At 69.4% G+C, this 26,738-nt stretch carries 23 protein-coding genes and 1 pseudogene; 12 read left to right on the forward strand and 12 right to left on the reverse strand.

What is annotated here, in order from left to right:
- The first annotated feature begins 50 nt into the window (after positions 1-50).
- From ACWDXS_RS15415 to aroB, 4 genes and pseudogenes are all read left to right on the forward strand, one after another.
- A complete protein-coding gene (locus ACWDXS_RS15415) occupies positions 51-524 on the forward strand; it encodes a prepilin peptidase (protein WP_449966044.1) in 474 nt (157 codons plus the stop codon).
- A gap of 182 nt (positions 525-706) precedes the next feature.
- The gene (aroC, locus tag ACWDXS_RS15420; protein ID WP_387444442.1) at positions 707-1,915 is read left to right on the forward strand and encodes a chorismate synthase; all 1,209 of its coding nucleotides are present in this window, start codon (positions 707-709) and stop codon (positions 1,913-1,915) included.
- A gap of 56 nt (positions 1,916-1,971) precedes the next feature.
- Positions 1,972-2,517 (forward strand): annotated as a pseudogene (locus ACWDXS_RS15425) (shikimate kinase); the annotation flags it as partial.
- An 866-nt stretch (positions 2,518-3,383) separates the two neighbouring features.
- Positions 3,384-4,502: a 3-dehydroquinate synthase gene (gene aroB, locus ACWDXS_RS15430; protein WP_101467074.1), complete on the forward strand. Its 1,119-nt coding sequence runs from the start codon at positions 3,384-3,386 to the stop codon at positions 4,500-4,502.
- Between the two features lie 106 nt (positions 4,503-4,608).
- Here the strand turns inward: aroB and ACWDXS_RS15435 are convergent, their stop codons facing one another.
- The 5 genes from ACWDXS_RS15435 to alaS all read right to left on the reverse strand — a co-directional run bounded on the left by ACWDXS_RS15435 (position 4,609) and on the right by alaS (position 10,715).
- The gene (locus tag ACWDXS_RS15435; RefSeq protein WP_449966047.1) at positions 4,609-5,052 is read right to left on the reverse strand and encodes a B-4DMT family transporter; all 444 of its coding nucleotides are present in this window, start codon (positions 5,050-5,052) and stop codon (positions 4,609-4,611) included.
- Positions 5,053-5,160: 108 nt separating this feature from the next.
- Positions 5,161-5,979, reverse strand: coding sequence for a shikimate dehydrogenase (locus tag ACWDXS_RS15440; protein ID WP_378989021.1), 819 nt, complete (start codon positions 5,977-5,979; stop codon positions 5,161-5,163).
- Between the two features lies 1 nt (position 5,980).
- Positions 5,981-7,507 (reverse strand): endolytic transglycosylase MltG, encoded by a 1,527-nt coding sequence (locus ACWDXS_RS15445; protein ID WP_449966051.1) that lies wholly within the window; start codon positions 7,505-7,507, stop codon positions 5,981-5,983.
- Positions 7,504-8,052 (reverse strand): Holliday junction resolvase RuvX, encoded by a 549-nt coding sequence (gene ruvX / locus ACWDXS_RS15450; RefSeq protein WP_378989019.1) that lies wholly within the window; start codon positions 8,050-8,052, stop codon positions 7,504-7,506. Before ruvX ends, ACWDXS_RS15445 begins: the two co-directional genes overlap by 4 nt.
- The gene (alaS, locus tag ACWDXS_RS15455) at positions 8,052-10,715 is read right to left on the reverse strand and encodes an alanine--tRNA ligase (RefSeq protein ID WP_378989018.1); all 2,664 of its coding nucleotides are present in this window, start codon (positions 10,713-10,715) and stop codon (positions 8,052-8,054) included. Before alaS ends, ruvX begins: the two co-directional genes overlap by 1 nt.
- Positions 10,716-10,811: 96 nt before the next feature.
- On the opposite strand from alaS, the gene ACWDXS_RS15460 reads away from it, so the two are divergent.
- Together ACWDXS_RS15460 and ACWDXS_RS15465 are read left to right on the forward strand one after the other, a co-directional pair.
- Positions 10,812-11,531, forward strand: a complete 720-nt coding sequence (locus ACWDXS_RS15460; protein ID WP_449966056.1) for a helix-turn-helix transcriptional regulator — start codon at positions 10,812-10,814, stop codon at positions 11,529-11,531.
- 56 nt (positions 11,532-11,587) lie between these two features.
- The gene (locus ACWDXS_RS15465; RefSeq protein WP_449966059.1) at positions 11,588-11,983 is read left to right on the forward strand and encodes a hypothetical protein; all 396 of its coding nucleotides are present in this window, start codon (positions 11,588-11,590) and stop codon (positions 11,981-11,983) included.
- A gap of 12 nt (positions 11,984-11,995) precedes the next feature.
- Here the strand turns inward: ACWDXS_RS15465 and ACWDXS_RS15470 are convergent, their stop codons facing one another.
- Positions 11,996-13,372, reverse strand: a complete 1,377-nt coding sequence (locus ACWDXS_RS15470) for a replication-associated recombination protein A (protein ID WP_449966062.1) — start codon at positions 13,370-13,372, stop codon at positions 11,996-11,998.
- A gap of 123 nt (positions 13,373-13,495) precedes the next feature.
- On the opposite strand from ACWDXS_RS15470, the gene ACWDXS_RS15475 reads away from it, so the two are divergent.
- From ACWDXS_RS15475 to ACWDXS_RS15485, 3 genes are all read left to right on the forward strand, one after another.
- The gene (locus ACWDXS_RS15475) at positions 13,496-15,160 is read left to right on the forward strand and encodes an alkaline phosphatase D family protein (protein WP_379312454.1); all 1,665 of its coding nucleotides are present in this window, start codon (positions 13,496-13,498) and stop codon (positions 15,158-15,160) included.
- 133 nt (positions 15,161-15,293) lie between these two features.
- Positions 15,294-15,647: a YciI family protein gene (locus ACWDXS_RS15480; RefSeq protein WP_387442819.1), complete on the forward strand. Its 354-nt coding sequence runs from the start codon at positions 15,294-15,296 to the stop codon at positions 15,645-15,647.
- Complete coding sequence (locus tag ACWDXS_RS15485; protein ID WP_449966067.1) at positions 15,644-16,891, forward strand: RNA polymerase sigma factor; 1,248 nt, start codon at positions 15,644-15,646, stop codon at positions 16,889-16,891. The genes ACWDXS_RS15480 and ACWDXS_RS15485 overlap by 4 nt, the downstream gene beginning before the upstream one ends.
- A gap of 21 nt (positions 16,892-16,912) precedes the next feature.
- Here the strand turns inward: ACWDXS_RS15485 and ACWDXS_RS15490 are convergent, their stop codons facing one another.
- Together ACWDXS_RS15490 and ACWDXS_RS15495 are read right to left on the reverse strand one after the other, a co-directional pair.
- Positions 16,913-17,734, reverse strand: coding sequence for a siderophore-interacting protein (locus tag ACWDXS_RS15490; protein ID WP_449966070.1), 822 nt, complete (start codon positions 17,732-17,734; stop codon positions 16,913-16,915).
- 76 nt (positions 17,735-17,810) lie between these two features.
- Complete coding sequence (locus ACWDXS_RS15495) at positions 17,811-18,980, reverse strand: phosphotransferase family protein (RefSeq protein WP_379312458.1); 1,170 nt, start codon at positions 18,978-18,980, stop codon at positions 17,811-17,813.
- Positions 18,981-19,173: 193 nt separating this feature from the next.
- Here ACWDXS_RS15495 and ACWDXS_RS15500 point away from each other — a divergent pair, with 193 nt between their 5' ends.
- On the forward strand, positions 19,174-20,184 hold the full coding sequence (locus ACWDXS_RS15500) for a hypothetical protein (RefSeq protein WP_378989009.1): 1,011 nt from the start codon (positions 19,174-19,176) through the stop codon (positions 20,182-20,184).
- A 2-nt stretch (positions 20,185-20,186) separates the two neighbouring features.
- Here ACWDXS_RS15500 and ACWDXS_RS15505 read toward each other — a convergent pair whose 3' ends face one another.
- The gene (locus tag ACWDXS_RS15505) at positions 20,187-21,155 is read right to left on the reverse strand and encodes a DUF389 domain-containing protein (protein ID WP_449966075.1); all 969 of its coding nucleotides are present in this window, start codon (positions 21,153-21,155) and stop codon (positions 20,187-20,189) included.
- A 75-nt stretch (positions 21,156-21,230) separates the two neighbouring features.
- The gene (gene aspS, locus ACWDXS_RS15510; RefSeq protein WP_449966078.1) at positions 21,231-23,045 is read right to left on the reverse strand and encodes an aspartate--tRNA ligase; all 1,815 of its coding nucleotides are present in this window, start codon (positions 23,043-23,045) and stop codon (positions 21,231-21,233) included.
- A 209-nt stretch (positions 23,046-23,254) separates the two neighbouring features.
- On the opposite strand from aspS, the gene ypfJ reads away from it, so the two are divergent.
- Both ypfJ and ACWDXS_RS15520 read left to right on the forward strand, forming a co-directional pair.
- Positions 23,255-24,181, forward strand: a complete 927-nt coding sequence (gene ypfJ / locus ACWDXS_RS15515; RefSeq protein ID WP_378989006.1) for a KPN_02809 family neutral zinc metallopeptidase — start codon at positions 23,255-23,257, stop codon at positions 24,179-24,181.
- Between the two features lie 48 nt (positions 24,182-24,229).
- A complete protein-coding gene (locus ACWDXS_RS15520) occupies positions 24,230-24,724 on the forward strand; it encodes a hypothetical protein (RefSeq protein WP_378989005.1) in 495 nt (164 codons plus the stop codon).
- Positions 24,725-24,782: 58 nt separating this feature from the next.
- On the opposite strand, the gene ACWDXS_RS15525 is transcribed toward ACWDXS_RS15520, so the two are convergent.
- Together ACWDXS_RS15525 and ACWDXS_RS15530 are read right to left on the reverse strand one after the other, a co-directional pair.
- Positions 24,783-26,408: a hypothetical protein gene (locus tag ACWDXS_RS15525; RefSeq protein WP_387442808.1), complete on the reverse strand. Its 1,626-nt coding sequence runs from the start codon at positions 26,406-26,408 to the stop codon at positions 24,783-24,785.
- Positions 26,405-26,722 (reverse strand): type VII secretion target, encoded by a 318-nt coding sequence (locus ACWDXS_RS15530; protein WP_378945397.1) that lies wholly within the window; start codon positions 26,720-26,722, stop codon positions 26,405-26,407. Before ACWDXS_RS15530 ends, ACWDXS_RS15525 begins: the two co-directional genes overlap by 4 nt.
- Positions 26,723-26,738 lie beyond the last annotated feature (16 nt).

Here is a 26,738-nt window from a genome sequence, read left to right on the forward strand (position 1 = left end):
TCTCGGGTACGGCCCACTTTCGGCGGTCGCGGCCCAGCACGATCGATCCCATGACCACTGCCGCGTTCTGTTGCCTCATCGCCTGGTGCCTGCTGCTGGGCGTCATCGACATCCATGCCCGTCGCCTTCCCAACGCGCTGACCGGCGTGGGTGCGGCCGCGGTGTTCCTGTTCGCGTTCTCGACAGGGGAATTGGAGACCGCGGTGATCGGGGCCGCGCTGTTGACGATGCCGTATCTGATCGCCCACCTGCTCTCCCCGGCCGCGCTCGGCGCGGGTGATGTGAAGCTCGCGGTGTCGCTCGGAGCTGCCACGGCGATCGCCGGTCCGCCGGCCTGGGTGTGGGCCGCGGTGGCCGCCCCGCTGCTCACCGCCGCGGCCGCGGCCGTGCTGCTCGGCGGTGATCGGCTGCGTGCGGTGGTGGGCCGTGGCTCGCGGCAGGTGCGCGCGGTACCGGCACGGCGGCTGGTGCCACACGGCCCCGCGATGTGCCTGGCCACCGTCACCGCGATGGCACTGGCATGACCGGCAGCGCGACGCGCCGAAACGAACCCGGTGATGCGATGTTGCCTCCGGTCCGGAGCAGGCCGGTTCGGCCGGATCAGGGCGGCGGCCGCCACCGCGCGGCCCGCCTCGGCGCCGACGTGCCGCTCGTCACGTCGGCCCGCATTCCCGACTACACGTGTCGACATGGGAAGATAGTCGGCGTGTTGCGCTGGATAACTGCCGGAGAATCCCATGGTCCCGCTCTCGTCGCCCTCCTGGAAGGGATGGTCGCCGGAGTCGAGGTGACATCGGACGATGTCTCCGCACAGCTCGCCCGCCGCCGGCTCGGTTACGGGCGCGGCGCCCGGATGAAGTTCGAGGCCGACAAGGTCACCCTGGTCGGTGGCGTACGCCACGGCCGCACCATGGGTGGCCCGGTCGCCATCGAGATCGCCAACTCCGAGTGGCCCAAGTGGACCGAAGTGATGTCGGCCGATCCGATCGACGAGACCGAGCTCGCGGGAATGGCGCGTAACGCGCCGCTCACCCGCCCGCGCCCCGGTCACGCCGATTACTCCGGGATGCTCAAGTACGGCTTCGACGATGCCCGTCCGGTGCTCGAACGGGCCAGCGCCCGGGAGACCGCGGCCCGGGTCGCAGCAGGCACACTCGCGCGCAACTTCCTGCGTCAGGCCTTCGGTGTCGAGGTCATCTCGCATGTGGTGTCGATCGGCGCCGCCGCCAACACCACCGGCGTCACGCCGGGCCCGGCCGATCTCGACGCGGTCGACGCCAGCCCCGTGCGGGCGTTCGACGCCGACGCCGAGGCGGCCATGATCGCGGAGATCGAAGCGGCCAAGAAGGACGGCGACACCCTCGGCGGCGTCGTCGAGGTGATCGTGGACGGCCTGCCCATCGGGCTCGGTTCGTTCGTCAGCGGTGAGCAGCGTCTGGATTCGCGCCTGGCCGCCGCCCTCATGGGCATCCAGGCGATCAAGGGTGTCGAGGTGGGCGACGGGTTCGAGACCGCGCGACGACGCGGCAGCCAGGCCCACGACGAGATGCGTCCCGGCCCCGACGGCGTCTTGCGCTCGACCAACCGCGCGGGCGGCCTCGAAGGCGGCATGACCAACGGCGAAGCACTGCGGGTGCGCGCCGCGATGAAGCCGATCTCGACTGTGCCGCGTGCGCTGTCGACGGTCGACATGTCCAGCGGTGAGGAAGCCGTCGCCATCCACCAGCGCTCGGACGTGTGTGCGGTGCCCGCGGCGGCCGTGGTCGCGGAGTCGATGGTGGCGCTGGTGCTGGCGCAGGCCGCGCTGGAGAAGTTCGGCGGCGACTCGCTGGCCGAGACCGTCGACAACATCACCAGTTACGTCAAGCGGATCGGTAGCCGCCCACACGTGCCCGCGGACAGCCGTATCCCGTGACCGCGCAGGGGCAGGAGGGGACCGCGCCGGAGAGCGACGCGGGCCCCTCACCGGCGATCGTCGAGCCCGGAGCTCCTGACACCGGCGGTGACGACCGGACCGCGCCTGCGGCACGCGTGGTGCTGGTCGGGTTGCCCGGCTCGGGGAAGTCGACCATCGGGCGCAAGCTGGCCAGGGAACTCGGGGTGGAGCTCTACGACACCGACGCGGGGATCGAGGCCGATACCGGCCGCACGATTCCCGACATCTTCGCCACCGACGGTGAGACGGAGTTCCGCCGGATCGAGGAACAGGTGGTGCGCCGCGCTGTGCTCGAGCACGACGGCGTGGTTTCCCTCGGCGGCGGTTCGGTGCTGTCCGAACGAACCAGGGACCTGCTGCGGGACGCTCTCGTCGTCTACCTGGAAATCAGTGTGTCCGAAGGGGTTCGGCGTACCGGCGCCAGCAGTACCCGTCCACTGCTCAACGGAGTGGACCCCGCTGCCAAGTATCGGGATCTGATGCGCGAGCGTCGCCCGCTCTACCGCGAGATCGCCTCCGTGCGTGTGCGGACCGACGGGCGGAGTCCGGGTCGGGTGGTGCGAATGATCCTGGCCAAGCTCGGTCTCGAATCGGTGCGCACCGATCTGCAATCTCCACGTGTGAACGCCGGAAACACCTCGCCCGCTTCGGGTTCGGTCACCGGCAGGCCCGGAACGGGCAGCAATCGGTCCAAGAACAGGCGACGCGCCAGGGCCCGCGCCGCCGCCGCACGCCGAAGCGGTGCCGACCAGACAGGTGTGGCGGCCATCGAACGCCGCGACGTCCCGGATGATCGGAACCGTTCGGGGGCAACACAATCCGCGACCGATCGGGCGGCAGTCGACGACACCACCGGCGCCACTCGCACAGCGGGTGCGGCGCAGAGTGAGTCACGCACGACCGCCGGTCGACGGTCCCGGCGTAGCAGGTCGCGCCGAGGCGGTGCGCGGATCCGGCCGGCAACCACCGTGGCCACCCGGGAAACCGGCGGCTCGGTGGCCGAGAGTCCGGAGAGCCGCGCGAGCTCGAAATCAGAGGGCCGCGCGGGTACAGCCGAAAACCAGCCGGGCAATCGCGCTGCCGGCGCCGGGGGCCGGACGGGTAATCGCAGCACGCCGGGCAATCGAGTAGGCGGCCGCAGCCCGGTCACGGGAGGCCAGGCGGCCGGTCGCAATGCCGGTCGCGGCAGGCGAACGGCGAGCCGTGAGGCAGGCGCCCCAGGGCGGGCCGGGCAGCGCGGTGGCGAGCCTGCCGGACCGTCGGGTTCGACTACCCCGGAGTCTTCGGTGGAAAGCCGGACCGGGGTACCACAACAGGTGCAGCGGGCCGGACCATCCGGTGACGCGGAGCGTGGGACCGGCGCCAACGAACGCCGACGACGCGGGCAACCGCGGCGACGCGGCGGACGACGCAATAACAATGACCAGAAAGAATCGGAGCAGCGCACGTGACAGAGCCGAACATCATCCAGGTTCGCACCGCCGACCCGTACCCGGTGATCATCGGCCGCGGACTGCTCGGCGATCTCGTCGAAGCGGTCAACGCGGGCAACGCCGTGCGGACCGTGGCGATCTTCCATCAGCCGCCGCTGGCCGAAACCGCCGAGGCGGTGCGTAAAGCACTGGCCGACACCGGGATCGACGCGCATCGCATCGAGATCCCCGACGCCGAGGACGGCAAGGAACTGGCCGTGGCCGGGTTCTGCTGGGAGGTGCTCGGCCGGATCGGCCTGACCCGCAACGACGCCATCGTGAGTCTCGGTGGCGGCGCCGCGACCGACCTGGCCGGCTTCGTCGCCGCCACCTGGATGCGCGGGGTGCGCATCGTGCACGTGCCGACCACGCTGCTGGCGATGGTCGACGCCGCGGTCGGCGGCAAGACCGGCATCAATACCGAGGCGGGCAAGAACCTCGTGGGCAGCTTCCATGAGCCCAGCGCCGTGCTGGTCGACCTGGCGACCCTGGAAACGGTGCCGCGCAACGAGATCGTGGCGGGCATGGCCGAGATCATCAAGGCCGGCTTCATCGCCGACCCGGTGATCCTCGACCTCATCGAGGCCGATCCCGAGGCTGCCCTCGATCCCACCGGCGATGTGCTGCCCGAACTGATCCGGCGCGCCATCCAGGTCAAGGCCGACGTGGTCGCCGCCGACCTCAAGGAATCGAGCCTGCGCGAGATCCTGAACTACGGCCACACCCTCGGCCACGCCGTGGAGCGCCGCGAGCGCTACCGCTGGCGTCACGGCGCCGCGGTGTCCGTCGGCTTGGTCTTCGCCGCCGAACTCGGCCGACTGGCCGGCCGTCTCGACGACGCCACCGCCGATCGGCACCGCACCATCCTGGAAAGCGTCGGCCTGCCCGTCTCCTATGACGGCGATGCGCTCCCCCACCTGATGGACGCGATGCAAACCGACAAGAAGACCCGATCCGGTGTGCTGCGTTTCGTGATCCTGGACGGTCTGGCCAAGCCCGGCCGACTCGAGGGCCCTGATCCGTCGCTGCTGGCCGCCGCCTACTCGGCCATCGCCCGCGACACCACCCCGGGCACGTCGCCGATCATGCTCTGAGATCCGCACTCTGGCACCTGTTCGCGCCCCGACACCGTGGTGGGGCGCGAACAGGTTCGAAGGGTCTGACTCGCGGCCGGTGCCGTTCCCGAGAGAACGACTCCGCTCAGTTCGCGGTGGCGAATTCGGGTTCCGCGGCGCCGGTGGCGGATTCGCTCGAACGGCGCGACCGCGAGTAGCCGAAGGCGACACCCGCCAGCGCGGGCAGGAAGATCAGCAGCAGGATGAACGATGCCGCGGACGTCAGTTCGTAGAGGATCCCGGCGTCGCCGAGTTCGATTCCGGGCACCTGATCGAGGACCCAGCACACGGCCGAGCTGGCCAGCCCCGCGCCGAACCCGGCAGCCAACCAGCGGACGGTGAGGCCGTCTGCGCCCGTGCGGCCGTCGCGCACGCCCCAGGCGACTACCACGGCGACGATGGCGAGCAGGCAGGCCGCGCGCCAGAAGGTGCCGTAGGTGGGCCAGGAGGCCATGACGAGGCCGAGCAGAACACGCAGGGCGACGACCAGCGCGCCGAGGACGGTGGCTCGTACCACCCAAGCGGTCATGAAGAACACCTTAGCGGGCAAAAACTAGAACCGGTGTCAATTCGACAGATCGGTTGGTGATGTCGAGGATTCGGCACCGCACTCGGCGGCAGCCACCGGAGCCGTCGCCTACTGCTGCGGAAGGGACGCTTCCAGCGCGGCGGCCATCGCCGCACGCGGCGCAGGTCGACCGGTGAACAGTTCGACCTGTCCGTAGGCCTGATTCAGCAACATCTGCAGACCGCTGACCACCGTGTGCCCGGCGGCCTCGACCGCCGTTGCGAGGGGGGTCGGCCACGGGTTGTAGATCGCGTCGAGCACGACCGGTGCCACGGCTACCGCCGACGCGATCACCGCGGCCGCCTCGGCGGGCACCGTGCTCACCACCGCCGCGGCCGACGCGCACGCCGCGCGCACCTGCTCCCTGTCGAACGGCACGACCGCGGCCCGCAGGCCGAGACGGTCCGCCAATTCCAGTGCGCTGCGTGCCCGTCCGGCATCACGGGCGATCACCGTCACCTTCTTCGCCCCGAGTTCGGTCAGGGCAAGCAACGCGGGCCTGGCCGTTCCGCCGGCACCGAGCACGACAGCCTCGTCGATCGCCGAGACGCCACCACCGCGCAACGCACCGAGGACGCCGTCGACATCGGTGCAGTCCGCCGACCATCCGGCATCGACGCGCACGAGGGTATTGGCCGAGCCGACCAGCACCGCGCGTTCGGTGCGCTCGGCAGCCACCGCCAGCGCCGCTTCCTTGCCCGGCATCGTCACCGACAGCCCGACCCATTCCGGGCCCAACTCACCGACGAGCCCGGGCAACCGCGCGGCATCGCATTCGATCCGCTCGTAACTCCAGTCGAGGCCCAGCGCGCGGTAGGCGGCCAGGTGCAGCTGAGGCGAGCGCGAATGCGCGATCGGCTGACCGAGGACAGCGGCCTTGCGACCCATCTCAGCGCCCACTGTCGAGAATGCCGCTCTGCTCGGCCTTCACGATATTGCGCAGGTGCTCGGAGTAGCTCTCGGTGAACAGGGTGGTGCCCTTCTTGTCGATCGTGACGAAGTACAGCCACTTCCCCGGCTCCGGATTCTCCATCGCCTGCAGGGCTTTGAGCGAGGGCGCGGAGATCGGATTGGCGGGCAGACCCGACATCGCGTACGTGTTCCACGGCGTGACGGTGTTGCGGTCGGAGTCGGTGGTGGCGACCTCGGTCTCCTCCAGCGAATAGTTCACCGTCGAGTCGAACTGCAACGGCTGGTCGATCCGCAGCCGGTTGACGATGACCCGCGCGACCTTCGGCATGTCCGGTGCCAGCGCTTCGCGTTCGACCAACGAGGCCGCGATCAACGTCTGGTAGGGGTTGAGCTGGGTTTCGGCGCCCGAACGCAACAATCCGGTGGACTCGTAGAGCGCCGCGCTCGCGGTGATCAGCTGACGCAGGATCTGCACCGCCCCGCCGCTGGGATCGAAATCCAGGGTGCCCGCGGAGATCAGCCCGTCGAGCTGCCTGCGCCGGTCTGGAGCGGCCGCGACCGACGCCTTGGCCCAGTCGGGCACGCCGAGAGCGGCCAGGTCGGCACTGGCGCCCGCGGCATCGAGTTGCTCGTAGGTGACGCACTTGGCGGCGGAACCGGCGCCGAGGCAGCTGGCGGCGGCGATCTTGGTGTAGATGCCTTCCGTGGGGGCGCCGGTGTGGACGTCGCGCCGGTTGTGCAGCTGACGCCCCTCCGAGATCACGACGTTGCCGACGCGCGAGTCCTTCGACACCAGCGAGGTCACCGCGTGCGCGGCGGGACTGTTCTTCTGCACCGCGTAGTACCCGGGCTGCACGCTGTTCATGTTCGAATTGCGCACGGCCGCTTCGTAGAACGCTTCCGAACTGGCGACGACACCCTTTTCCTTCATGGTGTCGGCGATCTGGGTGGCGGTGTCACCGGAGTGCACCTGGACCACTACGAGTTCGCCGGGCGGGCCCGCGAAATCCTCGGCGGGCGCGAGACTGCCCATCAGTTTGTACCCGGCGAAACCGGCGGCGGAGACGACCAGCACGACGAACACCGCCGCGATCACCCACATATTGCGGCGGCGCTTCTTGCGCTCAGCCGCCTTCCGCGAGGCGATCCGTGATTTGGCGCGTCCCGACGGCTTGTTCCGGCCGGGCGGCTTGTTCCGGCCGGACCCCGCGCGAGGACGGCCACGCTCGGCCGTCGCGGCGCGCTGCCCGACGCGACGCGGCGGAACGACCGGCTCCGGCTCGGGTTCCGGTTCGAGGACGTCTTCCAGGACCTGGTCGTCGTAGACCTCGTCCTCATAGCGCGGGATGACGTCGGTGCCGTCCTCGTCCCACTCGCCGCGATCCGGCGCCGCGTCCTCACGCACCGTGCGGGCATCGAGCCCCCAGTCGTCGCGGCGGGGGTAGCGCCGATCAGCTTCCCGAGCCCGGTAGCGTTCCTCGGCCCTGGTCCATCGGTCGGTCATGCATCGTCTCCGACCCTCGCCGTATCTGCTGCGTCCTTCAACACCGAACTCCGCTCGTCCAACCATCCTTGCAGAATCGACACGGCTGCCGCCTGATCGATCATCTGCCGCTGGCCACGTGCGCGAACTCCACTGTCGCGCAGCGCACGTGCAGCAGACACCGTAGTCAAACGTTCGTCGGAAAGGCGTATCGGAATCGGGTCGATCACCCGGCGCAACTGCTTGGCAAACTTACGCGCGATGGTGGCCGCGGTGCCATTTTCGCCGCGCAGCGTGCGTGGCAGACCGATGATCACCTCGACCGCTTCGTATTCCCGCACAATGTCGGCAATTCTTGCGATATCGGCGGGTGGGCCCGCGCGCCCACCGGATTTGGCGCGCGCGACGGTCTCGACGGGGGTGGCGAGGATGCCGTCGGGGTCGCTCGAGGCGACTCCGATGCGCACGCTACCGACGTCGATCGCGATCCGGCGGCCCCGACCCGGGTCGGTCTCCGGGTCGGGGCGGTCGGCCGATTCCTCGCTGGACGAACCAGGGGTGGTCATCAGCCGGCGAGTTCGGCCACCCGGGCGCGGACCGCGGTCAAACCGGCCGGGATGCCCGACGGATCCGAGCCCGCGCCCTGCGCCATCTCCGGCTTGCCGCCACCACGCCCGGCGATACTCGGTCCGAAGGCCGCGACCAGATCGCCGGACTTGAAGCCGAGATCCTGGGCGGCCTTGTTCACGGTCACCACGAACGGTGCCTTGCCCTCGACGTTGCCGAGCAGCACGACCACGGCGGCCTCACTGCCGAGACGGCCACGGATATCGGTGGCCAGCGTCCGCAGGTCACCGGCCGACACGCCCTCGGGCGCCGCGGCGGCCACCAGACGCACCGCACCGACCCGCTCGGCCTGCTCCGCGAAGGTGCCCGCCGACGACAGCACCGCGGCGATCTTGGTGCGCTCCAGTTCCTTCTCGGCCACCTTGAGCCGCTCCACGAGCTGCTCCACGCGCCCCGGCACCTCGTCGGAGGGCACCTTCAGCGACGACGCGACGCCGGCCAGCAGCGCCCGCTCCTTGGCCAGGTACCTGTAGGAGTCGAGGCCGACGAAGGCCTCGACGCGGCGCACACCGGAACCGACCGAGGCCTCACCCAGCAGGGTGATCGGGCCGATCTGCGAGGAGTGCTCCACGTGGGTGCCGCCGCACAGCTCCATCGAGAACGGGCCGCCGATCTCCACGACGCGCACCTCGTCGCCGTAGTTCTCGCCGAACAGCGCCATCGCGCCCATCTTCTTGGCGTTAGGCAGATCGGTGACGAAGGTGTTCACCGGGAAGTTCGCGCCGACAGCGTCATTGGAGACGGCCTCGATATCGGCCTTCTGCTGCTCCGACAGCGCACCCTGCCAGTTGAAGTCGAACCGCAGGTAGCCCGGCTTGTTCAGCGAACCCGCCTGCACGGCGTTGGGGCCGAGGATCTGGCGCAGCGCGGCGTGCACCATGTGCGTGCCGGAGTGGCCCTGGGTGGCGCCGCGACGCCAGGCAGGATCCGCTTGCGCGAGCACGACATCGCCCTCGGTGAGCTGGCCCGACTCGACGGTGGCCTTGTGTACCCAGACCTTCTTGGCGATCTTCTGCACGTCGTTGACCTGCAGCTTCACACCCGAGGCCGTGATGGTGCCGCGGTCGGCGATCTGACCGCCGGACTCGGCGTACATCGGGCTGCGATCGAGGATGACCTCGATGTCGCGGCCTGCCGTGGCCACCGGGACGCGCACGCCGTCGGCGATCAGGGCCAGCACAGTGGCCTCGGAGGTCAGCTCGTCGAAACCGGTGAACTCGGTGGCGCCACGGTCGACCAGTTCCTTGTAGACGGTGAGGTCGGCGTGGGCGTGCTTGCGCGCCTGGGCGTCGTCCTTGGCCCGCTTGCGCTGCTCGGCCATGAGCGAGCGGAAACCGTCCTCGTCGACGGAAAGGCCCGCCTCGGCGGCCATTTCGAGGGTGAGGTCGATCGGGAAGCCGTAGGTGTCGTGCAGGGCGAACGCGTCGGAGCCGGTGATCTGCTTGCCGCCCTTGGACTTCACCGCGGTGGCGGCGTTGTCGAACAGGGTCTCGCCGGTGTTGAGGGTCTTGAGGAACGCCATCTCCTCACCGACCGACACGGTCTCGATGCGCGAGAAGTCGGTGGCCAGTTCGGGGTAGGACGGCGCCATCAGGTCGGTGACGACCTTGATCAGCTCGGCCATCACCGGCTTCTCGGCGCCGAGCAGGCGCGCCGAACGCACGATGCGGCGCAGCAGGCGGCGCAGCACATACCCGCGGCCGTCGTTGCCGGGGTTCACGCCGTCGGCGATGAGCATCGCGGCAGTGCGGGCGTGGTCGGCGATCACGCGGAAGCGCACGTCGTCGGTGTGCTCGACGCCGTAGGAGCGGCCGGTGAGTTCCTCGGCCTTGTCGATGATCGGGCGCATCAGGTCGGTCTCGTAGACGTTGTCCACGCCCTGCAGCAGGAACGCGACCCGCTCAACGCCCATGCCGGTGTCGATGTTCTGCTTGGGCAGCGGGCCGAGGATCTCGAAGTTGTCCTTGGAGATGCCCGCGCCGCGCTCGTTCTGCATGAACACGAGATTCCAGATCTCGATGTAGCGGTCCTCGTCGGCCTCCGGGCCGCCCTCGACGCCGTACTCGGGGCCGCGGTCGTAGTAGATCTCCGAACACGGGCCACACGGGCCGGGGATGCCCATCGACCAGTAGTTGTCGGCCATGCCGCGGCGCTGGATGCGGTCGGCGGGCACGCCCATCTCGAGCCACATCCGCTCGGCCTCGTCATCGTCGAGGTAGACGGTGACCCACAGGCGCTCGGGATCGAAGCCGTAGCCGCCGTCCTCCACGCTGTCGGTGAGCAGCGTCCAGGCCAGCGTGATGGCCTCGCGCTTGAAGTAGTCGCCGAAGCTGAAGTTGCCCGCCATCTGGAAGAACGTGTTGTGGCGGGTGGTGATGCCGACGTTCTCGATGTCGAGGGTGCGCACGCACTTCTGCACGCTGGTCGCGGTGGCGTACGGCGGGGTCTGCTGACCGAGGAAATACGGAACGAACTGGACCATGCCTGCGTTGACGAACAACAGGTTGGGGTCGGCCAGGATCAGCGAAGCACTGGGGACCTCGGTGTGTCCGGCACGGACGAAATGGTCCAGGAACCGTCGTCGAATCTCGTGGGTCTGCACAAATACCCAGCCTACCGGGCCGGTGCGGGTGCTTTTTCATCGACCGGGGTGGTCCGCGCCACGCCGGTGGCACAGTGGATCGACGACAATCGCGTCGTGACGAAAACCGAGCGGCTCTACGCACTCGCCGAGGAACTGCGGGCCTACAGCCCGCGACCGCGGACCGCCCGGCAGCTCGCGGCCCGCTTCGAGGTGTCGACCCGCACGATCGAACGCGATCTGGCCGCATTGGCCCAGGCCGGGGTGCCGATCATGACCGTGCCGGGGCGCTCGGGCGGGTACGCGCTCGATCGGCATCGAACGCTCGCTCCGGTGAGTCTGACGACGGCCGAGGCCACCGCTCTCGCGGTGGCGTTGCCACGGTTGGCCGGTACGCCGTTCGCCGCGGCGGCGGCTTCGGCGGTACACAAGATCGTGGCGGTCCTGCCCGAACAGGACCGAGTGCGCGCTACCGCACTGGTGGAGCGGATCCGGTTCCTGCCGGTGGATCCGGCGAGAGCGGTCTCGCCCGCGATTCTCGACGCGGTGATCCGGCGGCGAGTGCTGCGCTTGGACTACGCCGACCGCGAGGGCGTGACCACCTCGCGGGAAGTGGAACCACTGGCGTTCCTGGCGGGCGAGGAGTGGTTTCTGTACGCCTGGTGCCGAATGCGGACGGGACTGCGGGGATTTCGACTCGATCGGGTGCTGGCCGCCGATGTCCTGGACGAGGCGAGTCCCGAACGCGAGGTGGACCTGTCGGCGATCCCGACGGGGTTCGGCACGCTAATCGATGTGATGGCGATCACCGACACACCGTTGTCGCGCAACGACTGAATTCTGGATGACGCAGGCCGCCGCACCCGCCGCGGCCCGACTCGAAGGAGCAGTCCATGACAACCACGACCGTCACCGCCGATCAGCTCGCCGCGACCTGGACCGAGCTGTGGAACGGCAGCACCGAACTCGCGACGGCGTTGCTCACCGACGACTTCAGCATCCGTTTCGCCTCGCCGACCCGCGACATCGCCGACGCGCTGCGCGGGCCTGCGGCGTTCGCCTCCTTCGTCGCCGAATACCGGGCGCAGCGACCCGCCGTCGGGTTCGTCGTCGATTCCGACGCGGTCGGCGGGCTCGATGCCACCGGCACCGGCACATTCGCTGTCCGTTGGCATTCAACCCACGACGAGATTCCCGCGCACGGCGGGATCGACGTCTTCGAAGCGGTCGGCGGGCAACTGCGCAAGGTGTGGTCGGTCGGTGGCGCCGGTCCGTTCACGCTCGATTGACCGCACCCCGCCTCACTTGCCGCGGATGATGCGGCGCAGCTTTTCCAGACGCGGGGCGATCGTGCGTTCGTTGCCGTGGTCGGTGGGCAGGTAGTAGTCGGTGCCGACCAGTTCGTCGGGTGGGTACTGCTGGGCCACGACGCCTTCGCGGTACTTGTGCGGGAACTTGTAGCCCTGGGCGTTGCCCAGCAGGGCTGCGCCCGCGTAGTGACCGTCGCGCAGGTACGGCGGGACGGCACCGGCCTTGCCGCGTGAGACATCGGCCATCGCCGTGCCGATCGCGGTGGTCACCGCACCGGATTTCGGGGCGGTCGCGAGATGGATGGTGGCCTGCGCCAAGGCGAGTTTGCATTCGGGCAGGCCGACCTGCTGGACGACCTGGGCGGCCGCGGTCGCGGTCTGCAGGGCCATCGGGTCGGCCATGCCGATGTCCTCGCTGGCGTGGATCATCAAGCGGCGCGCGATGAAGCGGGGGTCCTCGCCCGCGGCGAGCATGCGCGCCAGATAGTGCACGGCGGCGTCGACATCGGAGCCGCGAATGGACTTGATGAACGCGCTGATCACGTCGTAGTGCTGGTCGCCCGCGCGGTCGTAGCGGACGGCAGCCTTGTCGACGGTCGCCTCGACCGTTTCCAGGTCGACGGCGCCCTCGGTCGCCGACTCGGCCGACGCCTCCAACGCGGTGAGCGCGCGGCGAGCGTCGCCGCCCGCGATCCGCACGATGTGCTCGATCGCGTCGTCGCTGACGGTGTAGGCGTCGGCGAGACCGCGCGGGTCGCTGATCGCGCGGGCGAGGACCGCGCGGATGTCGTCGGGAGTGAGTGGTTGCAGTTGCAGGACGAGCGAGCGCGACAGCAACGGGGAGACGACGGAGAACGAGGGGTTCTCGGTGGTCGCACCGACCAGCAACACGACCCGGTTCTCGACGGCGGCCAGCAGCGCGTCCTGCTGGGTCTTGGAGAAGCGGTGGATCTCGTCGATGAACAGCACGGTCTGCTCGCCCGCGGCGAGCCTGCGCCGGGCGAGGTCGATCACCGCCCGCACCTCCTTCACGCCGGCCGAGAGCGCCGACAGCGCTTCGAACCGACGGCCGGTGGCTTGCGAGAGCAACGAGGCCAGCGTGGTCTTTCCGGTGCCGGGCGGGCCGTAGAGCAGCACCGATGCAGCCCCCGACCCTTCGACGAGCCGACGCAGCGGAGACCCGGGACCGAGCAGATGCGTCTGGCCGATCACCTCGTCCAAGTTCGCCGGGCGCAGGCGGACGGCGAGCGGCGCGCCGGAGTCGCGACGGAACACCGCGTCGGCGCCGGGTTCGGCGGACGCGTGTTCGCCGGGCACGTCGAAAAGGCTGTCGCTCACGTTCTGCAGGGTACCGAGGCCCTCGGACATGTCCTGCGAAGCTCACCAACCGACCGCGGAGATCGACCAGGACCTGCCACGTAGATGGACAGTTGACCAACAATCCCCGGGTCGACTTGCGCCCGAGCGATTCGTGGGCTGTGATCGCTGATCGTGGTCGAAAACAACAGCGCCGTAACCTCCCAGCCGGTCGGGTTCGCCCGCCGCACCCTGTTCGCCGGTTCCACGGCGGTCGCGGCGGTCGCGGTGCTGGGCACCGCAGCGCCCGCGCACGCCGCGGGTGCTGTCTTCCGGCACGGCGTCGCGTCCGGCGATCCGCTACCGGACGCGGTCATCCTGTGGACCAGGGTCACGGTCGCCGAGGACGCCGCTCCCGGTTCCGGCCTCGGCGACGCGGCAGCGGTGCGCTGGGAGATCGCCACCGACGCCGGCTTCGGCACGCTCGCCGCGTCCGGCACCGTCACCGCCTCGGCCGACACCGACCACACCGTCAAGGTCGACGCGACCGGCCTCACCCCCGGTGAGGACTACTTCTACCGTTTCACCGCGCTCGGCGAGACCTCACCCGTCGGCCGCACCAGAACAGCGCCGGCACCGGACAGCGAGGTCGACCGCCTCCGCCTCGGCCTGGTCTCCTGCGCCAACTGGGAAGCAGGCTGGTTCGGCTCCTACCGGCACCTGGCCGCGCGCACCGATCTCGACGCGATCGTGCACCTCGGCGACTACATCTACGAGTACGGCCGAGGCAAGTACACCGGCCGCAACGGCGCGGTCCGCGCACACGACCCGGCGAACGAGATCGTCACCCTCACCGACTACCGCACCCGCCACGGCCAGTACAAGACCGATCCCGACCTGATGGCCCTGCACGCGGGAGTGCCGTTCATCTGCACCTGGGACGACCACGAGTCGGCCGACAACTCCTGGCGCGAGGGCGCGGAGAACCACGACCCCGCCACCGAAGGCCCCTGGGCCGACCGTAAGGCCGCGTCCACCCGCGCCTACCTGGAGTGGATGCCGGTGCGCGCCACGCGCGCCGACGGCCAGGTGCAGATCTACCGACGCCTGCGATTCGGCACGCTGGCGGAACTGTCGATGCTGGATCTGCGCACCTACCGTGACGAGGAGGCGGGGCCGGGCGGGGGCTGGCGCCACGCCGACGACCCGTCGCGCACCATCACCGGCCGCGCCCAGATGGCGTGGCTCACCGCGGGACTCACCTCCTCCCCCACCCGCTGGAAGCTGGTCGGCAATTCGGTGATGGTCGCGCCGCTGGTGTTCCCGCCACTGGAAGCGGCCACGACCCAGGCGATCACCGAGGCACTCGGTATTCCGCAGGGCGGGATCACCGTCAACGGCGACCAGTGGGACGGCTACACCGCCGACCGCACCACGCTGTTCCGGGCGATCGCCGACAACGAAGTGGGCGACGTCGTGTTCCTCACCGGCGACATCCATACCTCCTGGGCCGCCGACCTGCCGGTGAACGCCGCGAACTACCCGGGCGGACCGACTGTCGGCGCGGAGTTCGTGATCCCGTCGGTCACCTCCTCGAGTGTCGGCGACCTGCTGAAGATGCCCGCCCGCACCGCGTCGGTACCGGCGGAAGAGGCCATCAAGGCAGCCAACCACCACCTGCGTTACGTCGAGCTCGACTCGCACGGTTTCGGCGTGCTCGAGGTGACCGCGACGCAGACGCAGATGGACTGGTTCTACCTCGCCGATGTCACCGATCCCGCGACGGGCGTGCGCCACGGCGCGTCGTTCGCCGTTCCGGCGGGCGGTCGGCTCGAACCGCGGCCGACGCCGATGCCCTGACCGGGGTTCGCCGCGACGCGGCGGAAATCGGCGCAGAATTCTTCGGACAGGGTTGTCGATTGCGCCCGTGGTCGCTCGTCGAGTGAGTACGGCACTCGACGAGCGGGCAGCCCCACACCCGAAGGAGCACATCATGAGCCAGTACCTGGTCCTGATCTACGGCGACGAAGCCGCCTACGCCGCGTACTCCCCCGCCGAGTTCGACGACATGCTCGCCGCGCATCGCACCTTCCAGCAGATCGCCGGTGACGCCAATCTCGGTGGGCAGGCGTTGCAGCCCACCGCGACCGCCACCACGATCCGTCACGACGCCAACGGCGAGGTCGTCATCACCGACGGGCCGTTCGCCGAGGCGAAGGAAGCGCTCGGCGGCTACTACTTGCTGGAGGCGCCCGACCTGGATGCCGCGATCGCGATCGCCGCGCGGGTGCCTGCCCCCACCGGTGGCGTCGAGGTACGCCCGATCCAGGTCTACCCGCAGTCGTGACCACGGTGGCGGCCGCGGCCGTCGAGCAGGCGCACCGTCGTGAATGGGCCTTCGTGCTCGCCGCGACGGTGCGGCTGGTCCGCGATTTCGACCTCGCCGAGGAATGCGTCCAGGATGCCTACGCGACGGCCCTCACCGTCTGGGCGAGCGACGGTGTCCCGGCCAAGCCCGGCGCCTGGCTGACGACGGTCGCGCGACGCCGGGGCCTCGACCTGCTCCGTCGCGACAGCACCTTCCGGCGAGCGCTGCCCCAGCTCGTCGTCGACGAGCCGGTCGCCGACACCGCCGATCTGGCGCTGGCCGACCTGGACGACCCGGCGATCCCCGACGACCGATTACGGCTGATCAGCACCTGCTGTCACCCCGCGCTCGCACCGCAGGCACAGGTCGCGCTGACTCTGCGGCTGGTCTGCGGTGTCACCACCGCCGAGGTGGCTCGCGCGTTCCTGGTGAGCGAGTCGACGATGGCCGCGCGCATCACCCGAGCCAAGAAGAAGATCGCGGTCGCGGCCATTCCGTATCGGGTGCCCTCGGTGCGGGAACTGCCGCAGCGGCTCGATTCCATCTGCGCGGTGATCCATCTGCTGTTCACCACCGGCCATACCGCGCCGGCGGGTGAGGTGCTGGTCCGTGCCGATCTCGTCGACCGGTCGCTGCAGTTGGCCAGGATGATGCACGCGCTGGTCCCCGACGACCCGTCCGTGACCGGGCTGCTGGCGCTGATCCTGCTCACCGACGCCCGCCGGGCAGCGCGCGTCGACGACGACGGCAATCTGTGCACGCTCGAACTCCAGGACCGCGAGCGCTGGGATCACGCGGCCATCGCCGAGGGCATCGCGCTGGTGAAACACGCTCTGCCACATACCGACCGGTATACCTTGCAGGCCGCGATCGCCGCCGTCCACGACGAGGCGCCCACGTGGGCCGACACCGACTGGCGAGAGATCATCGGCCTGTATCGGCTGTTGCTGCGCGATTCGGCGTCGCCGGTCGCGCTGCTCAATCACGCCATCGCGGTCGGTCTCGCCGGCGATCCGGCACAGGCGCTGGCTTTACTGGATCCGCTCGGCGCGGAACCGGCGCTGGCGACCTACGGCTATCTCGACGCCGCCCGCGCCGCTTTCCTCACCGATCTCGGACGTACCGAGGAGGCGATCGCCGCCTACGAGTCGGCGCTGCTGCTCACCGACAACGCGGTCGAACGTGCCCATCTGCGTGACAAACTCGTCGCGCTGACGAGCTGACCGGAACCGGGCAACTCCGGATCAGGCGCCTTCGGCGGCCAGCTCCCGCTTCCACTCGCGGAAGCCCTCCTCGGTGCGGCCGCGCCGCCAGTACCCCGAGATCGAGACCCATTTCGGCGCGACGCCACGTTCCTTGCGCAGGTAGGGACGCAGCTGACGCATCACGGCCTCGGCCTCCCCGTGTACGAACGCGTGGACCTGTCCCGGCAGCCACTCGGCCGCGCGCACCGCGGCCACCAGTGGTGAGTGGGCACCGGCGAGGTCGTCGGTGATCCGGTCCGAGGACACCCCGCGATGCACCCACTGCAGGCGCAGGTCGGCGAGCGAGTCGAGGGCGATCTCGTCTTCGGTGCCGCCCACTTCGACGAACACCAGGGCGGGCACACCGGCGGGTAGCGCCTCGAGCGCGGCCGCGATGGCCGGCAGCGCCGACTCGTCGCCGGCGAACAGGTACCAGTCGGCCGCCGGGTCGGGCGCGAACGCACCGCCGGGTCCGTTCAACCAGAACCGCGCGCCCGGCTCCACCGAGCGCGCCCATGGCCCGGCGATGCCCTCGTCGCCGTGCACCACGAAGTCGATGCTGATCTCGCGTCGCTGCGGATCGAAGGACCGCACGGTGTAGGTGCGCAGCACGGGCTGGCTCTCCGGGCCGAGCGTCGCGCGCACAGTGTCGAGATCGAACGGCTCGGGGTAGTCGACGCCGGGCACCGGAAAGATCAACTTCACGTAGGCATCGGTGAACCCGTTCGGGCTGAATCCGTCCGAGACCGTGCCGACCACCCGCACCAGGTGCGGGGTCAACCACTGCTTGCGGACGACTGTGACGGTGACCGGTATCGGCACGGCTGCTCCCAACTCCTCAGATCCCTGCCGACGGTACCCGTGTCGCGCCGGGAAATGGGGAGCCCGCTCGGCCGCGCTACTCCGACCAGCGCTCTTCGAGCATCGCCGAGACCTGTTCGGCGAAGTCGCCGACCGCGTCGTCGCCGGTCATCCTCGCGTCCTCGGCCAGCGCCGACCACCGGTTGATCAGCGCCTCCGAGCGCGGCACCGACAGCCCGTGCTCACGCGCGGTGGCGATGCGGGCGTGGTCGGCGGGCAGGAACCAGTACGTCGACAGCCAGACCCAGATCAGCCGGGCCTCGAGGATTCGTTCGGCCAGGACGGTGTCGTCGGCCAGCGACGGCCATACACCGACCACGGCCGAACGCCAGGCCTCGACCATCTCCTTGGCACGGCTGCGCGAGAGTTCGAAATCGCACAGGCAGCCGGGGAAGGAGACCAGCGCGTAGGCGATGTCGAGGGTGGCGTCGCGGAAACCGCCCCACTCGTAGTCGAGGAACCGCGCGCCTTCCTCGTTCATGATCACGTTGTCGGGGCACAGGTCCGACGGGCTGAACGCGCGGTAGCGGCCGCCGGTGAACAGACGGTTGCCGTGCACGATGCGCTCGGCGATCTCCCCGGGCACCTCGACGCCGAACTCGGCTTCGAGCAGACCTGGAACCTCGGCGATGGCAGCCTGCGCCTGCTGGGCGATCCCGTCGACGCGATGCGCCGAGTCGACCCGGCGCATCAGGGCGACGAAGTCGGGTTCGCGGCCGACGGTCGCGGCGTGCATCCGGCCGAGCGCCTGAGCGAACGCCATCAGCGAGTTGCGGGTGCCCGGCTCGACACGCGCCTGCAGCACCGAGGTGAGTAAGGCGTTCTCGCCGAGGTCCGACAGCACGAGGAGCCGGTCGGGAACGCTGTGGGCGATCAGGAAGGCTCCGGGGCGCTGTTCGCGACTCAGCGCGGTGGTGAACTGGTAGGACACCGCCTCGCGCAGGAACGCGGCGTCGATGCTGGCGACGCCGGGCGCCAGACCACCGATGCGGCGGTCAGGACTGGAACCGCGCACCTGCTTCACGATCAGGGTGCGCGGCAACGAAAATGCGTTTTCCGCAACACGCACGCGTAGGACTGTCGTCCTACCACTGCCGCTGAGCTCCATCGGATCACTCAGCTTTACCGGAGCACCCATTCGCTTTGTGAGCAACTGTTGTGCTGCGGACACGACGTCGGCGGCGCGTTCGGCCAATAGTGCGGTCATCGCCTCTCAAGCTACTCGTACCCGGTCACTTCTAGCGAGCGGTTGGACAACCTTTCCGCGTCGCTCGGCGTGTTGGCGCCGAGGTTGCGCGTGTGTGCCTGTTCGCTTGACACATCAGCCGGTCGTCGGGTTTTCTCATCGTGAACTGCTGTGCGCCACACCGCAAACCGGTTGAGTCGAAAGGTCTATCACAGTGACCGACACTCCGTACGCCGCATCGAGCGATTCGCCGGGCGGGTCGCCTGTTCCGGGCGGTGGCGGACAGTTCGCCGGCCCCACGGGCAGACATGAGGGCACCGGGCAGCCACCGGCTCCCGGTCCGGGACCGAGCAGGCACGGAATGGCCGGTGGCGCAGGCTATCCGCAATTCGAGGGACCCGGCGCCGCCCAGTACGGGCAGGAGCCGGTCGAGCCGCCGCCACCGATTGCCGGACGCGGGGGGCCCACACCGCAGTACGGGCCCGCGGGCACGGGCTCCGGTTACGCCGTCCCCCAGGCGAAACCGGAGAATCCGGTATACCCCGCATCCGGCGTGTCGCAGGGCGGTGCCGGGCAGACGCCCGGTTACTACCATTCGGGAGCACAAGCCCTCGATATCGGCCGTTCGCTGAGCTACGGCTGGGAACGATTCCGGGCCAATCCGGGTCCGTGGCTCGGCGTCACCGCGGTGGGCGTGCTGATCTATCTCGGCTTCGTCGCCGTGGTCCAGATCGTCGAGCCGACGTCGCCGTTCAGCGTGCTGTTGCTGTTCTTGATGGTGATCGTCGCACTGTGGCTGCTGCAGGCGGCGATGGTGCGCGGCGCGCTCTACGAAACCGACGGATACCCACCGGCTTTCGGGTCCTACTTCCGGTTCGTGAACGCGGGCAATGTCCTGCTCACCTCGCTGCTCGCCTTCACCGTCACGCTGCTCGCCTCGACGCTGTGCCTGCTGCCCGGCATCGTCGCCGGGTTCCTGTGCATGTTCTCGATGCACTTCGTGATCGACCAGGACTACGGTCCGGTGGAAGCGATCAAGGCGAGCGCGCAACTGGTGCTGGCGAACCTGTGGGCGGCGCTGCTGCTGGCGCTCACCATCACGCTGGTCACCCTCGTCGGCGCGATACTGTGCGGGCTCGGCCTGTTCGTCGCGGGGCCGGTATGCGTCATCGCGGTCACCTACTCCTACCGGATGCTGACGGCGGGACCGGTCGCCCGCGTCTGAGGTCAGCGGTCGAGTGCGGACCGCATGCCGATGGCCCGCTTGAATCGCCCGAGCGGACCGTCCGTGTCCCCCGCCCGGGGTCGCAACTCGAGCACGATCACCCCGGCCACGACGATGCCGAGCAGGTTCACCGCGAGCTGACCGACCGATTCGAACGCGCGATGCCACTGACCGATCGTCGCCGCCACTACCGCGTAGCCCGCGGCAGGCACGGTGGTGACCGAGATGAACACCCCGATCAGGGCCGCCGACTTCGCGGTGACCAGCGACAGCATCCCTGCCGCACCGGCGAGTAGCGCCACGACCAGCGAGAACGGCCCCACCTCGTAGATGAAGTCGACATTGTGCGCGTCGATGACACCCTTGGTGGTGATCCAGCCCAGCTGCTGCCACACCAGGGTCGCGCCGAGCGTGATCACCATCGCCACCGGGAAGGCCACGGCAAGCGCGAGTACCGAACGCCGGGCCAGCCGCCAGTTACGGCGAACCAGTGCGACCGACAGCGCTGCCAGCGGCCCGAACTCCGGACCCACCACCATCGCGCCGACGATGGTGACCGGCGAGTTGGTCGCCACACCGATCGAGGCCAGCAGACAGGCGATCGTCAGAAACGCCACAAAGGTGGCGTTGAGCGAGGATTCCTCGTGCGTCTCCTTGAGCAACTGCTCCCAGACGACCGCGTCGCTCGGGTCGCCCGGCGCCGCGTGGACCGCGCGATCGGCGGCGTCGGACAGCACCGCCGTGATCGGTTCCAGCGTGATCCCGCCGGTGTGAACGATGCCGAGCGCCTTCACATCGGCGAGGACCTTGTTGCCCGCCTCGCGCGCCACATCGGCCTGGACCAGATCGCCCGGCGGGTCGAGGGCGATCCCGCGCGCCACCGTCAGATGAGTGACACCGGCGTCCTCCTCGAGCACCCGCACCAGGGCGTCGGTCTGCTCGGGCGGGCTGATCACTCGCAGATGTAGCACCCAGTGTCCTCCTGATCGGTCCCGCCGTCGCGATCGGGAACTGACCAGAAGGTACCGGGCTACCTCCGATGACCGCTATTTCTCGGCCGCAACAACTTTCGGCGCGTCGGCGGCGTCGCCCTTGCCCTTGGCCTCGGGCTTGGCGTCGATGCCCGCTTCCTTGCGCTGCTGCGCGGTGATCTGCGCGGGTGCGTCGGTGAGTGGGTCGACGCCGCCACCGGTCTTCGGGAACGCGATCACCTCGCGGATCGAGTCCTCGCCCGCCAGGAGCGCGGTGATGCGGTCCCAGCCGAAGGCGATGCCGCCCATGGGCGGGGCGCCGTAGGAGAAGGCGTCGAGCAGGAAGCCGAACTTCTCCTGCGCCTCGTCATGGTCGATGCCCATCACCTTGAACACGCGTTCCTGCACGTCGCGGCGGTGGATACGGATGGAACCGCCGCCGATCTCGTTGCCGTTGCAGACGATGTCGTAGGCGTAGGCCAGCGCCGCACCGGGGTCGGTGTCGAAGGTGTCGATCGACTCCGGCTTCGGCGAGGTGAACGCGTGGTGCACCGCGGTCCAGGCCGAGTAGCCGAGGGCCACGTCGCCGCTGGCGGTGGCATCGGCGGTGGGCTCGAACATCGGGGCGTCGACGATCCAGACGAAGGCCCAGGCGTTCGGGTCGATGAGGTCGCACTTGCGGGCGATCTCGCCGCGCGCGGCACCGAGCAGGGCACGGCTCGACTTCACCGCACCGGCCGCGAAGAACACGCAGTCACCCGGCTCGGCGCCGACCTGCTTGGCCAAGCCGTCGCGCTCGGCGTCGGTCAGGTTCTTGGCGACCGGGCCGCCCAGGGTGCCGTCTTCGTTGATCAGGATGTAGGCCAGGCCCTTGGCGCCGCGCTGCTTGGCCCAGTCCTGCCAGGCGTCGAGCTGACGTCGCGGCTGGCTCGCGCCACCGGGCATCACGACCGCGCCGACGTACTCCGACTGGAACACGCGGAACGTGGTGTCCTTGAAGTAGTCGATGAGCTCGGTGATCTCCACACCGAAGCGCAGGTCGGGCTTGTCGGAGCCGTAGCGCCGCATCGCCTCCGCGTAGGTCATGTGCGGGATCGGGGTGACGATCTCGTGGCCGACCAGCTTCCACAGCGAGGTCAGGATGTCCTCGGCCAGCAGGATCACGTCTTCCTGGCGCACGAAGCTCATCTCGATGTCGAGCTGGGTGAACTCGGGCTGACGGTCGGCGCGGAAGTCCTCGTCGCGGTAGCAGCGCGCGATCTGGTAGTACCGCTCGATGCCGCCGACCATCAGCAGCTGCTTGAACAGCTGCGGGCTCTGCGGCAGGGCGTAGAAGCTACCCGGCTGCAAGCGCGCGGGAACCAGGAAGTCGCGGGCGCCCTCGGGAGTCGAGCGGGTGAGCGTGGGGGTCTCGACCTCGACGAAGTCGTGGTTGGCCAGCACGTCGCGAGCCGCGGCGTTGACCTTGGAGCGCAGGCGGATGGCGTGGCCGGGGCCTTCGCGGCGCAGGTCCAGGTAGCGGTACTTGAGGCGGGCCTCGTCGCCGGGGGTCTCGTCGAGCTGGAACGGCAGCGGCGCGCTCTCGTTGAGCACGACCAGTTCCTTGGCGTCGACCTCGATCTGCCCGGTCGGCAGCTCCGGGTTCTCGTTGCCGTCGGGACGCCGTTCCACCACACCGGTGACCTGCACACAGTATTCCGCGCGCAGCTTGTGGGCCTGCTCGGCCGCCTCGCCCTCGCGGAAAACCACCTGCGAGACGCCCGAGGCGTCGCGCAGATCGATGAAGGTCACACCACCGTGGTCACGACGCCTCGCCACCCAGCCGGTGAGGGTGACGGTCTGACCGGCGTGCTCGCCTCGCAGCGAACCAGCCAAGTGGGTGCGCAGCACGGTATTCCTTTCGACAGACTTTCACGGACTTGTCGCACCGGCGCAGATGACCGTGTGCACTGCCATCGTAGTGAGACACGGTGCCCGGATGAAAACCGATATCTTCCTCACCGTGTCAAGCTTGTGACACCTGTCCGCCGTCGCCGCTCCCGCCGACGGTGAATCGCGCTGTGAGACAGCTGGACAACCGAGCGAAGGCGAGTACCGCGATGACCTTCAACGAAGGTATGCAGATCGATCCCGGCCGGGCGTCGTCGGGCGGCGGACCCGGCATGGGCGGCAAACTCGCTCTCGGCGGCGGCGCGGGCGGTCTGATCCTGTTGGTGATCACGTTGCTCCTCGGCGGCGATCCGGGGACAGTGCTCGGCAACTTCACCGGCGCGCAGAGCGGGCAGCAGGCACAGCCGGGGACCGCGGGAACGCCGACCCACTGCAAGACCGGCGCCGATGCGAACAAGTACGTCGACTGCCGGGTGGTGGCCACCGCCCAGAGCCTGGACGCGGTGTGGTCGGTGCAGCTGCCCAAGCAGACCGGCAAGCAGTACGTGGAGCCCGAACTGGTGCTGTTCACCGGCGGCGTGAGCACCGGCTGCGGCAACGCCACCAGTGATGTCGGCCCGTTCTACTGCCCCGCCGACCAGACCGCCTACTTCGACACCGCCTTCTTCCAGGAACTCACCGACCGCTTCGGCGCGAGCGCGGGACCGCTGGCGCAGGAGTACGTGGTCGCGCACGAGGTCGGCCACCACATCCAGAACCAGCTCGGCGACATCGGCAAGGCTCAGCGTGATCCGCAGGGTGCGACCTCGGGCGCGGTCCGCACCGAGCTGCAGGCCGACTGCTACGCCGGTATCTGGGCCAACTTCGCCGACAAGCAGCCCTCGCCGGGCGGTGGACAGCCCTTCCTGAAACCCCTGTCCGACAATGACATTCGCGATGCGCTGTCGGCCGCCAATGCCGTGGGTGACGACCGTATCCAGCGCTCGGCCGGTCGCGGTGTCAATCCCGAGTCGTGGACCCACGGATCCTCCGAACAGCGGCAGAAGTGGTTCCTCACCGGCTACCGGACCGGGTCGGTGCAGGCGTGCGACACCTATTCCGCGCGTGACCTCGACAACCCGCCCGGGATACGCTGACGCCTCGAACGCGAAACCCACGCACTGTCTTTCGATCGAGGGGAACCCATGCGCCCGACCATGACCGGACTGCTCGTCTGCGCTCTCGCCCTGAGCGGCGCGAGCGCACTCGCCCATGCCGATCCGGCGCCACTACCGTTGGTGAGCCTGACCACGATCCCCGACGGCTGGTCGCAGCGCACCGACCTGCGTCCGGTCCTGCAGGTGTTCGCCGACGGCAAGGCCGTGCACATGCCCGACGCGGTGAGCAAGGACCGTAAACCCGAGACCGCACCCAAGCAGGTGACCGGAAAGGTTGCCGCCGACGTGATCGAGGCCGCGCGCGAGGAGATCAACGCGCTGAAGGACACCGACTTCGGGATGCCGGCGGGCGACAACCGCGGCACCCAGATCATCGACCTGATGCCCGACGACCCGGCCGACGAAGCGCACCTGGTGATCTATTCCCCCGATGCGTCCGATGGCCTCAACCCGGAGCAGAAGGCCGCGCGCAAGCGCTTCACCGACCTCTACAAGAAGCTGGTCGACGCCTTCAAGAGCTGATCGTTCGACACCGAACCGCAAGGGGCTCGCCGGTTTTCACCGGCGAGCCCCTTGCCGGTCAGAACCGATCCGCGGTCGCGTCCGCTTCGCGTTCGTCCTCGTGGACGGCACCGATCACGTCGGGCGTGGATTCGCCCAGCGGACCGGTGAGATCGTCGTTGCCGGTGCGGCTCTGGTAGGGCTGCACGGTACGACCGTGTTCTTCCTCGTTGTTGCCACGGCCCGCACCCGCTCCCGCGCCACCGCCGCCCATCATGCCGGAGGTACCGCTGGTACCGGCGGCCGTGGTGGTGCCGGAGCCCATCACCGTGCTGATCGGCCGGCCCGACGCCGGAACCGCCGCACCCGGCACGGCCGCGGTGGACTTCGGAGTGCCCGAGCTCGGAGTGCCGCCGGTGCTGCCCGCCGAGCCGCCGGCGCCGCCGCGCGCGGTACCGAGCGCGCCGAGCGAGGCGCCGGATCCACCGCCGCTGCCACCGGTACCGACACTCGACGGTGAAGTCGAGCCAGGAGTAGTGGTACCCGCCGTGGTGCTCGCGGCGGTGGTAGACGAATCGCCGCCGCCGGTCAGAGCCTCCTCCGCCTGGGTGAGCAGCGGTTCGCCGATGTTCTCCGAAGCCGCGGAGAGAACTTCCTCGGGCGAGGGCAGGCCGCTCTGGCTGGCCAGCTGCCCGACGACGCCGCTGAGCTCGCCGGTGTACCCCATCAACTGCCCACGGGTGACGTTGACGACCGACACCGCCTCACCGAGATGCGAAGTGGCCAAGCCGATCAGGGTGGCCTGGGTCGGCGGCAGCATGATCGTCGGCGCGAGCGCGGTGGCCTGGGCCGCGAAGGTGGTGGCGATCGTGGTGAGCTGGGCGTTGCCGGTCTGGACGACGGCAGCGGCCTGCTGGGTGAGCGCGGAGATATCGATGCCGCGCTGGCTGGTGTCCTGCCCCTGTGTCTGCGCCTGCTGGCTGGCGGTGGTCGCCGCGTCGGCGGACTGCCCCTCCCACACCTGCTGAACGGTCTTCACGCCGCCTTGGGCCAGAGTCATCGCCTGCTCGATGACCGCCGAGGAATTGCTCAGGATCGAGGTCGGGTCCAGCGAGCCGAAAACGCCGGTACCGAAGCTGCTGAGCAGATCGAGGAACGGCTGGAACAGGGTGTCGATGCCGGGCAGTGCGGGCAGCGACAGGCCGCTCATCAGCGCGGCCACCGGATCTTCGGTCAGGGTCGTCGCGGCGGCCGACGTGCTCGCGCCGGAGGTGCTCGACGCGCCCGCACCCGAGGTGCCGGTGAGTGCGGACTTGGCCTGGTCGAACGCGGTCAGCGCGGCGGCCGACGCGGGCGCGGCGACCTGAGCGACCGTCCCCTGCAAGCCGCTCAGCGCGGACGACGCGTCGTCCGCGACGCCGGACAGGATGTCCTGGGGCTCTACGCCGGTGCCGAGGCCGCCGAGCCCACCCAGTCCGGCGGGCGACATGCTGCCGTTCTGGGCTTCGTCGGTGATCTTCTGCGCGAGGGTGAAGACCGCTTCCTCGTCGGTCGCCACATCCTCGGGCACCTGCATGAGCGGGACGTCCAGGATCGCCTGCGAATCGAGGGGTACCGCACCCATCACCGACGCCGTCGCGGCATCGGCGGCGGCCATCGCGGCATCGGGAGCGATGACGCCCGCGTCCGAACTCAGCGGCTTCACAGGCCGGCGGCCTGACGGGCGAGTTGGGCGGCATTGTCGATATCGGTGGTCTCGAAGGTCACCGACGACTTGAAGGCCGCGTCGGAGAGCGAGCTGAACTTCGCCGACAGGTCGTTGATGTCCTTGGCCTGCAACGCTTGCGCGGCCGCGAACATCGCCAGGTAGTCGGCGCCGATAAGGCCGAACACGGGCGTCGCCGCCGACACGCTGGCAACCAGGTCGATATTGCCCGCCGCGGCGACCTGTGCCGCCACCCCGCCATTGGTCGCCGCGAACGCGGCGACTTCTTCGGTTTGCACCGAGAGATCGGTCATGCGAAATCCCCCCAAC

The organism is Nocardia sp. NPDC003183, assembly GCF_053590715.1.